The organism is Streptomyces sp. FH025 (genome assembly GCF_017427025.1).
Classification (GTDB): Bacteria; Actinomycetota; Actinomycetes; order Streptomycetales; family Streptomycetaceae; genus Kitasatospora.
Window position 1 is genome coordinate 1 of the sequence record NZ_JAFLNG010000894.1, and the last position, 2,672, is coordinate 2,672.

Below are 2,672 nucleotides of genomic sequence, written 5' to 3' on the forward strand. Positions count from 1 at the left end.
GGATTGAGGCATGTCCGACGCGTCTGATCTGAACAACTCCCCCGACGACGTCTCCAAGCTCCCGGCCGCCACCCCGCTCACCCGGGCCGCGCTGGAGATCGACGAGTACGCCGCCTCCCTCGGCTGGGACCTCCCGGCCCGGCTGTTCGCCCTGGTGGACAGCACCGCTCTGCGCAAGGCCGACCCGAGGATCGCCGAGCAGCTCGGCCTCGCCGACGGCGACGAGGCCGGCCTCACCCCGGTCGAACAGGACGAGATCCCGGCCGGGACGGAGCTCGACAAGTTCCTCGGCACCATCGCCTGGCCCGACGCGGTGGCCGGCTGCGCCCTGGTCGTCGAGCGGCTGATGCTGCCGCCGGGCGCCGAGCAGTCCCGCCCGCGGGGCGCCAGCGACGCCCAGCTCGCCGAGTGGGTGGCCAACCACCCCAAGCGCGAGGAGGTGCGGATCACCGCCGCGGTGCTGCGCGACGGCAAGAAGGAGATCGCCCTGCGGCTGCGCTCCAAGGACTCCGCCCGCGAGGTGCTGACCGGACCGGACCTGGTGCCCGGCCTGACCGAGGCGCTGCTGGCGACCTTCTCGTAGCCGCCGGGCGTCGCCCGGCGTTACCTGGCGCAGGACGGCAGCGCGGAGGTCTGCCCGGAGCGGATCTGCTCCAGCGACTTCAGCGCGCCGTCCAGCGTGTCCGTCTTGATCAGGGTCAGCCCGGACGGGGTGTTCTTGGTCGCCTCGGCGCAGTTCGAGGACGGGGTGAAGAAGTACTCGGCCCCCGCGTCCCGGGCGGCGATCAGCTTCATCGATATGCCGCCGATCGGGCCGACCTTGCCGTCGTCGTCGATGGTGCCGGTGCCGGCGACGAACCTGCCGCCGGTGAGGTCGCCGCCGGGGGTGAGCTTGTCGATGATGCCCAGCGAGAACATCAGCCCGGCGCTCGGGCCGCCGACGTCCTGCAGGCCGATGTCGATCTGGAACGGGTAGGTGTGCCGGATCGCGGTGCCGATGCCGACCACCGCGAGTTCGGCCCGCTCGGCCGGGGCCTGCGGGTCGAGGTCCTTGGCGCGCGCGGTCGGGACGGTCACGTCGGTCCTGACGCCCGGGGCGGGGGCGGCGCCGTTGCCGGAGGCGTCCTTGACCCGCGGGACGACGGTGAAGACCACCGACTCGCCCGGCTTGTGCTTGGTGACGGCGGCAACGACCTGCTCGGCCGAGGTGACCGCGGTGCCGTCCACCGCGACGATCTGGTCCCCGGCGTGCAGCCGGCCCTCGGCCGGGGCGCCCGCGGTGACCGACTTGACGATCAGCTCGCTGCCGACCGGGATGCCCATCTGCTTCAGCGCGGCGGTGCGCGCGCTGTCCTCGGAGGAGGCGAACTCCTCCGCGTTCTGCTTCTTGGCGTCGGCGTCCGTCTGCCCCTTCGGGTAGACGTTGTCGTGCGGCACCACCAGCACGTCGTCGCGCAGCCAGCCGATCACCGCGTTGACCAGGCTGGGCTCGTACTTGGCCCCGGTGACCTGGACGGTGGTCATGTTGAGGTGCCCGCTGGCCGGGTAGGAGTCGCGCCCGGTGATGGTGATCACCGGCTTGCCGCCCTGGTCGCCGAGCGTGTTGTACGTCGGGCCCGGGCTCATCTCCGTGTACGGCACCTTCATCAGCACCGAGACGCAGAGCAGCGCTATGAGCAGCAGGGTGGCAGCGAGCATCGTCGCGGAGCGGCGTGGCATGCCTCGACAGTACGGGACGCGGGTGACGCGACGCCCGGCGGGCTACCGGCCGGAGCGCTCCCCGGGGGCCGCCTTCCCCGCGGTGGTGCGTTCCATCGCGGCCATGAAGCGCCGGTGCTCGGCGAGCGAGGCCGGGTCCCCCGTGGCCTTCGGGGCCCGCTGTGCCCAGGCCGCCCAGACGGCGGCTACCAGGACGGCGACAACCGGAATGATCAACCAGGCGAGCGTGCCCATACCAGTACTCCCAGGCTCGTCGTGTCTATGAGCAGATTAACCACTCCGGCGGACAACGCGGCCGAGGCCGTCCGGGTTACGGGACGGCCGATCGGCGCACTTCCAGGGGAGTAACCGGAGCGCCGGTCCGAACCCGTTCGGGTGAGCCTCCGGCGCGCCTGCCCCGTGGGACGTGCTCCGCGTGCGGCCGGTTCCACCGCCCGGGGCGGGGATCAGCAGCCCTCGGCGCCGACCCACTCCTCCTCGCCGTCCGCGAACACCTGGTGCTTCCAGATCGGCACCTCGTGCTTGAGGTCGTCGATCAGCCGGCGGGCGGCCGCGAAGGCCTCGCCGCGGTGCGCGCAGGAGACCGCGACGATCACGGCCTTGTCGGTGATCTCCAGCCGGCCCACCCGGTGGACCGCGGCGAGCGCCAGGACCGGGAAGTCCGCGACGACCTTCTCGGCGACCCGGCGCAGCTCCTGCTCGGCGGCCGGGTGACAGCTGTACTCCAGGGCGGAGACCGACTTGCCGCCGTCGTGGTCACGCACCGTCCCGACGAAGACGGTGGTGCCGCCGGCCGCGTCGTCGCCGACCGCCTCGTACACCTCGTCCAGCGAGAGCGGGGTGTCGCGGATGGCGAGCAGACGGATGGGGTCGCGGTTCTCGGGCATGTCCACATGATTCCTCATGCGGGAGCGGCCAGGGCAAGGGCTTTCCACATCACGACGTACGGATTT

General features: G+C 72.0%; 4 protein-coding genes. 1 reads left to right on the plus strand and 3 read right to left on the minus strand.

The features are described 5' to 3' along the window. Nucleotides 1-10 precede the first annotated feature (10 nt). Nucleotides 11-583 carry a PPA1309 family protein gene (locus J0670_RS35345; RefSeq protein WP_207816665.1) on the plus strand — a complete coding sequence of 191 codons (573 nt, stop codon included), beginning with the start codon at nt 11-13 and terminating at the stop codon, nt 581-583. A 20-nt stretch (nt 584-603) separates the two neighbouring features. On the opposite strand, the gene J0670_RS35350 is transcribed toward J0670_RS35345, so the two are convergent. The 3 genes from J0670_RS35350 to J0670_RS35360 form a co-directional block, all read right to left on the minus strand. After that, nucleotides 604-1,719 (minus strand): PDZ domain-containing protein, encoded by a 1,116-nt coding sequence (locus J0670_RS35350; protein ID WP_207816666.1) that lies wholly within the window; start codon nt 1,717-1,719, stop codon nt 604-606. A 42-nt stretch (nt 1,720-1,761) separates the two neighbouring features. After that, nucleotides 1,762-1,953, minus strand: a complete 192-nt coding sequence (locus tag J0670_RS35355) for a hypothetical protein (RefSeq protein WP_207816667.1) — start codon at nt 1,951-1,953, stop codon at nt 1,762-1,764. 212 nt (nt 1,954-2,165) lie between these two features. After that, entirely contained in the window at nt 2,166-2,606 is a 441-nt protein-coding gene (locus J0670_RS35360; RefSeq protein ID WP_243437980.1) for a molybdenum cofactor biosynthesis protein MoaE, read from the minus strand. Nucleotides 2,607-2,672: the final 66 nt, after the last annotated feature.